This window comes from Halobacterium sp. CBA1126 (genome assembly GCF_009741975.1).
In the GTDB taxonomy this organism is placed as follows: Archaea; Halobacteriota; Halobacteria; order Halobacteriales; family Halobacteriaceae; genus Halobacterium.
This window is the reverse complement of sequence record NZ_WPCF01000127.1, coordinates 1-6,128: the sequence shown is the minus strand read 5'-3', so window position 1 is coordinate 6,128 and position 6,128 is coordinate 1. Positions and strand designations below refer to the sequence as shown.

The following is a 6,128-nucleotide window of genomic DNA, read 5'->3' as shown; positions in this document are numbered from 1 at the left end:
CGGCGAGCGCGCCGGCGGCGGCCGCCAGCGGCGGCACGTCGAGCAGGCTGGCGATGGCCATGCAGATGCCGAACGTCGCCAGCAACACCCACCCCTGTTTCGTCTCGAGGCCGCTGGACTGGGAGAGCAGGCCGCTGGCGGGGTCCGCGAGCGCGAGCATCAGCAGCGCGGGCACCGCAATCGGGGGGTCGAACAGCCAGACGGTCGCCGTCCACGAGAAGACGTACAGCGCGTACCCCGCGGGGTTGTCCTGCTCGTACTCGCGCGTGAGGCGGTCGAAGATGCGCCACGAGACGTACCCCGAGAGCCGCAGCGCTTCGAGGGCGGCGGCGACCGCCGACCCGGCGACGAGCAGCCACTGGACCGCCGGCCACGGGACGACGCCCGCGAGGAACGCGCCCGGGAGGAGCGCGCCGCTGGCGTGCACGAGCCGGCGGTCGAGCTCGCTCACAGCTCCGCGAACTCCCGGTCGCCGTCCCGGAGCGACCGCAAAACGTCGCCGAGGTCGTCGGCGTCGACGCGCACCTGGTCGGTCGTGTCGCGGTCGCGCAGCGTCACCGTCCCGTCCTCCAGCGACTCGTAGTCGACGGTGACGCAGTACGGCGTCCCGACCTCGTCCTGCCGGCGGTACCGTCGGCCGATGTTCCCCGAGTCGTCGTACGTCACCGAGAGGCCGGCTTCCCGGAGGTCCGCCGCGAGGTCGCGCGCGGTGTCGCCGAGGCCGTCCTTGTCCATCAGTGGGAACACGCCCACCGTCGTCGGCGACACCTCCGCGGGGAGCCGTAGCACGTCCCGGGTCTCGCCCTCCACCTCGTCCGTGTCGTAGTTGTGCGCGAGCACCGTGTAGACGGCGCGCCCGACGCCGAACGCCGGCTCGACGACGTGCGGGACGATGTGGCGGCCGGACTCGGTGACCTCCTCGACCGAGAAGCCGGTCTTCTCCGTCGGAACCGTCACCTCGTCGCCGTCGACCTCGACCGTGACTTCGTCGCCGTCGAACGCCGACCGGTCGCGCGCCGCGAGCGCCTCGAGGGCGTCCGCGACCGCGCCCGCGTCGCCGCCGAACTCCGGCCCGAGGTACGACATGTCGGGGTCGACGGTCGCGCGCTCGACGGTCTTCGGCTCGTCGTACTGCTTGAAGACGGTGAACGTGTCGTCGGCGTGCTCGCTGTGCTTCGAGAGGTCGTAGTCGGTGCGGGAGGCGACGCCCTCCAGTTCGATCCAGTCGCCGTCGACCTCGCCCTCCGCGTCCCAGCAGTCGCTGGCGTAGTGGGCGAGCTCGCCGGGGAGGTGCTGGCGGAACCGGAACCGTTCCATGTCCACGCCGACGCGCTCGAACCACGCCTTCGACCGCGCGAGGAAGTACGCCACCCACTCGTCGCCCACGACGCCCTCGTCGAGGGCCTCCCGGGGCGTCAAGTGGAGGTACTCCTCGCCGTCGGCCTCCTGTGCGCCCGCCGGGTACAGCGGCAGCTCGACGTCCTCGACCCGGGAGAGGTCGGGGCCCTCGCCCTCGGGGTCGACGAAGTACTCCAGCTCCGCCATCGTGAACTCCCGGGCGCGAACGAGCGCGTTCCGCGGGCTGATCTCGTTCCGGTAGCCCGCCCCGATCTGCGCGGCGCCGAACGGCAGCTGGTTCCGCGCGTACTCCTTCAGCCGCGGGAACTCCGTGAACATCCCCTGGGCGGTCTCCGGGCGCAGGTAGCCCGGCTGGCCCGACCCCGGGCCGATGGACGTCTCGAACATCAGGTTGAACTCGTCGACGGACTGCCCGGCGAGGGGCGCGCCACACGACGGACACGCGAGGTCGTGCTCGGCGATGATGTCCTCGACCTTCCCCGTCGGGTAGGTCTCGGCGTCCTCGATGTCCGTGGTGTCCTCGACGACGTGGTCGGCGCGGTGGCTGTCACCGCACTCCGCGCACTCCACGAGCATGTCGTCGAAGCCGTCGAGGTGGCCCGACGCCTCGAAGACGGGCTCGGGGGTGACCGTCGGCGCGTCGATCTCCATGTTCCCCTCGCGGGTGACGAAGCGGTCCCGCCACGTCTCCTCGACGTTGCGCTTCAGCGCCGCGCCCTCCGGGCCGTACGTGTAGAACCCGGAGACGCCGCCGTACGCCTCGTTCGCCTGGAAGAAGAACCCGCGCCGGCGCGCGAGCTCGTCCAGCTCACTCATCGACCAACCCCGCCAGCAGGTCGACGTCCCGCACGATGCCGACGAGGCTGTCCCCGGAGACCAGCGGCACCTGCTCGACGTCGTTCGTCAGCATCGTCTGTGCCACCTCGCGGGCCGTCCGGCGCCTGGTCACGGTCACGACGTCGCCGGTCATGAACTCCCGCACGGGCGCCGCCGGAATCTCGACGTTCCGCGTCGGCAGGTACCGCGACCCCACCGCCTTGATGGACTCCCACTTCCAGTCGTCGTCGTCGTCCGCGATGGAGTCCCCGGTGTCGGCCTCGCCCTCGACGACGCGGGCGACCTCGATGATGTCGACCTCCGTCAGCATCCCCGTCATCTCCGCGTCGTCGCCCAGCACCACGGTGTAGGGGACGTTCGCGTACGAGATCTCGCGCTCGGCGACGGTCAGCGGCGTCCCCTCGTAGGTCGTGTTCACGTCGTCGCGGGCGAGCCCGCCGACTTCCGTCTCGCCGTCCTCCTCGCCGTCGGCGATGGCCCGCACCACGTCCGTGACGGTGATGATGCCTTCGAGGCGGCCGTCCTCCACGACCGGCACGCGCCGGGTGCCCTCCCGGTGCATCAGCGCCGCGACCTCGCGGACGGTCGCGCCCGTGGTCGTCGTCGGCACGTCCCGCATCAGCATCGCGAGCTGGTCCTCCTCGGGGTGTTCGATGAGGTCGTCCCGGGAGACCAGGCCGCGGTACTGCTCGCCGTCCTCGCCCGGCTTCACCACGGGCACGGAGGAGAACGCCCGCTCCTGGATGTACTCGAGGATGTCGTCCCGCGTCCCCGGAAGCTCGACGGTCACCACGTCGTCCCGGGGGGTCATCGCGTCAGCGACGTTCATGTAGGCGTCGTACTTTCCCCACCCATTTGTAGGCTACGACACCGATTCCGCGCGTCTCGCCGCCGACTCCGGCCGTCTACGCGTCGCTGACCCAGCCCTCGGAGAGGTCGGGCATCCGGTCGGCGTGCGGGAAGAACTTCTCGTAGCGTCGTGGCGGACGACGGCGAGCTTCGTCCCGTCGAGCTTCCGGACGTGCGTGTACATCTCGCCCTCCTCGCGGGCCGTGTACGCGCACATCTTCTCGTCGCGCTGGACGTACGCCCCCGCGATGAAGACCACCTGCTCGGTGCCGGGGTCCCGGAGTTCGGTCACGATGAAGACGTGCCCCATCTGGGTCTGCCGGTAGACGTCGTAGACGGGGAACTCGCCGGCCTCGACGACCTCCCGGAACGCCTCGGCGTCCTCCGCGCCGACGACGTACGAGAGCCCGAACTCGCCGTCGTCGTCGTTCGTGTCCCGGCCCATCGGCGCGGTGTCGCCCGCGACCAGTTCGAGGACGTCCCACCCCTCGGCCTCGCGCTGCTCGGCGAGCGCGTGCATGTCTTCGAGGGTCGCCTTCCAGGACTGCTTGTACTCGTCGGCGTTCGCCGCCATGTCGTCCAGACGGTCCTCGCGCTCCTGGACGTCCGCCTGCTCCTCGGGGAGGGGGTCGTCGTCGCCGGGGGCGGGCTCTTCGGGCATGGGTGCGGGTTGTGCGCTCGCACGTAAGAAAGTTCCGCGACAGCCACTCCTCAGCGTCGCTACGGCCCGATTCCGAACATCTGCTCGAGCGCGAGCGACGTCCCCAGCATCACGAGCGACGCGAGGAACACCCGCACGCCCGTCGGCAGGCGGTGGACGACCGGCACCGGCCGGAACCGCGCCGGCGGCAGCCGCTGGACGAGCGACTGGAACGCCGTGTCCTCGCCCGCCGCGGTCTCGAACCGGCCGCCGTCGTCGTCGTCCTTCCACGGCCGCGACGGCAGCAGTTTGAACGTCCCGAAGCCGAACGCCAGCCAGCCGACCACGAACAGCCCGTACTTCACGCCCTGCGCCGCCGGCCACCCCGCCAGCACCGCCAGCGCCGCGGCCGCGGCCGCGAACGCGACGGTCAGCCAGACCGCGTACCCCGTCACGTCCAGCAGGACGGCGAAGCGGTCCCGGGGGGCGTCCGGCACGCCGGAGGGGGCACCCGGCATCGGCTACCGGTCGTACCCGTGCGAGTCGAGGAACTCGCCGGGCGCGTCGTGCTCGCCGCGGTGGCGGTGGCAGTGGCTGAATCGCCCGGTGTCGTCGACCACGTGGTCGTCCGGGACCTCCCGCTCGCAGACACTCCCGAACTCCTCGCGGAGGTGTTCGCGGGCGCCCTCGACGTCGTCCTGTTCGACGTACTCGACGGCCGTGTCGAGGTGCTGGCTGACCTCGCTGGGCACGTCGAGGTCGCCGAACACGTCCTCGACGACTTCGTCGACGTCCGTGTCGGCGCCGCCCACGCCGAGCAACTCCTTCACGCGGTCGGTCGTCGACGCCGAGGCGTCCGCGCGCTCCCGGAGGACCTCCCGGAACACCTCGACGCCCTCCCACACGTCGTCGTCGAGGTCGGCGTACTTCTCGGGGCGGATCTTCATCGGGCACCGCGTGCTGAACACGCAGCCCTCGGGCGGGTCCCGCGGGCTCGGCGGCGTCCCCCGCAGGGTCATGCGGTCGGTCTCCGCGGTCGGGTCGGCGGTCGGAATCGCCGACAGCAGGGCGTTCGTGTACGGGTTCGCGGGGTCGTCGAACAGCCGCTCGGTCGGCCCCAGCTCCATGATGTTGCCGAGGTACATCACGGCGACGCGGTCGCAGATGTGCTCGACGACGGAGAGGTCGTGGGCGATGACGAGGTACGTCAGCCCGAACTCCGCCTGCAGGTCGTCGAGGAGGTTCAGAATCTTCGCCTGCACGCTCACGTCGAGCGCGGAGACGGGTTCGTCGAGCACGAGGAAGTCCGGTTCGAGTGCGAGCGCGCGGGCGATGCCGATGCGCTGGCGCTGCCCGCCGGAGAACTGGAACGGGTACCGGTAGTAGTGCTCCTCGCTGAGCCCGACGGTCTCGAGGAGCTCGCGGACGCGCTGGCGGCGCTCCTGGGGCGTCCGCCAGTCGTGGACGTTCAGCGGCTCCATGACGATCTCCCCGACCGTCATCCGGTCGTTCAGGCTGGAGTCCGGGTCCTGGAAAACCATCTGGACGTTCTGGCGCCACTCCTTGAGCTCCGCGCCGGACAGCGTCGTCACGTCCGTGCCGTCGTAGCGGACCTCGCCGCCCGTCGCGGTCTCCAGTTGCATCAGCGTCCGGCCGAGCGTCGACTTCCCGCAGCCGGACTCCCCGACGAGTCCGAGGGTCTCCCCGCGCTCGATCTCGAAGCTCACGCCGTCGACGGCCTTCACCGGCTCCGCGGCGAACACGCCGTCGCCGCCGTAGTACGTCCGGAGGTTCCGCACCTCGACGAGCGTCTCGCCGGTCGCCGCGCTCGCTGCGTCGTCCCGTCGTTGCTCGTAGAGCGCCGTCATTCGTTCACCTCCCGTTCGGTGGCGTCGTCCCGCGACTGGTGGACGTCGACCGCCTCACTCCGGGGGGCGTCCTCGGGGTACAGCAGGCAGGCCGCCCGGTGCTCCTCGTCGCCGTCGGCGACGTCCACCTGCACCGGGTGGACGTGCTCGCAGTCGTCGAACGCCTCCGGGCACCGCGGCGCGAACCGGCAGTACGTCGCCGGCTCGTTCGGCGTCGGCACCTCGCCCTCGATGGTCCGGAGGGGCTCCCCGCGCTCGTTGCGGCCGGGGATGCTCTCCAGCATTCCCTCCGTGTAGGGGTGTTTCGGGTTCTCGAACAGCTCCTCGACGGGCGCGGACTCGACCATCTCCCCGGCGTACATCACGTTCACGCGGTCGGTGATTTCGGCGATGACGCCGAGGTCGTGCGTGATGAACATGATGCCGAGGTCGTGTTCGACTTTGAGGTCCTCGAGCAGGTCCAGGATCTGGGCCTGGATGGTCACGTCCAGCGCGGTCGTCGGCTCGTCGCAGATGAGCAGGTCGGGGTCGCAGGCCAGCGCCACCGCGATGACGGCGCGCTGGCGCATCCCCCC

Annotated in this window: 7 protein-coding genes; all 7 read right to left on the bottom strand. The window is 70.9% G+C overall.

What is annotated here, in order from left to right; genetic code table 11:
* Positions 1-451, bottom strand: a 451-nt coding sequence (locus tag GJ634_RS13490; protein WP_197425530.1) for a dolichol kinase, incomplete at its 3' end; no start/stop codon positions are given.
* Complete coding sequence (gene glyS, locus GJ634_RS13485; RefSeq protein ID WP_157503386.1) at positions 448-2,175, bottom strand: glycine--tRNA ligase; 1,728 nt, start codon at positions 2,173-2,175, stop codon at positions 448-450. The genes glyS and GJ634_RS13490, both read right to left, overlap by 4 nt.
* Positions 2,168-3,025, bottom strand: a complete 858-nt coding sequence (locus tag GJ634_RS13480; protein ID WP_157503385.1) for a CBS domain-containing protein — start codon at positions 3,023-3,025, stop codon at positions 2,168-2,170. The genes glyS and GJ634_RS13480 overlap by 8 nt, the downstream gene beginning before the upstream one ends.
* A 33-nt stretch (positions 3,026-3,058) precedes the next feature.
* Positions 3,059-3,706 (bottom strand): hypothetical protein, encoded by a 648-nt coding sequence (locus GJ634_RS13475; RefSeq protein ID WP_197425529.1) that lies wholly within the window; start codon positions 3,704-3,706, stop codon positions 3,059-3,061.
* A gap of 59 nt (positions 3,707-3,765) precedes the next feature.
* On the bottom strand, positions 3,766-4,203 hold the full coding sequence (locus GJ634_RS13470) for a hypothetical protein (RefSeq protein ID WP_157503384.1): 438 nt from the start codon (positions 4,201-4,203) through the stop codon (positions 3,766-3,768).
* A gap of 3 nt (positions 4,204-4,206) precedes the next feature.
* Positions 4,207-5,553: an ABC transporter ATP-binding protein gene (locus tag GJ634_RS13465; RefSeq protein WP_157503383.1), complete on the bottom strand. Its 1,347-nt coding sequence runs from the start codon at positions 5,551-5,553 to the stop codon at positions 4,207-4,209.
* The coding region (locus tag GJ634_RS13460; protein WP_157503382.1) for an ABC transporter ATP-binding protein at positions 5,550-6,128 on the bottom strand (579 nt) is incomplete at its 5' end. The genes GJ634_RS13465 and GJ634_RS13460, both read right to left, overlap by 4 nt.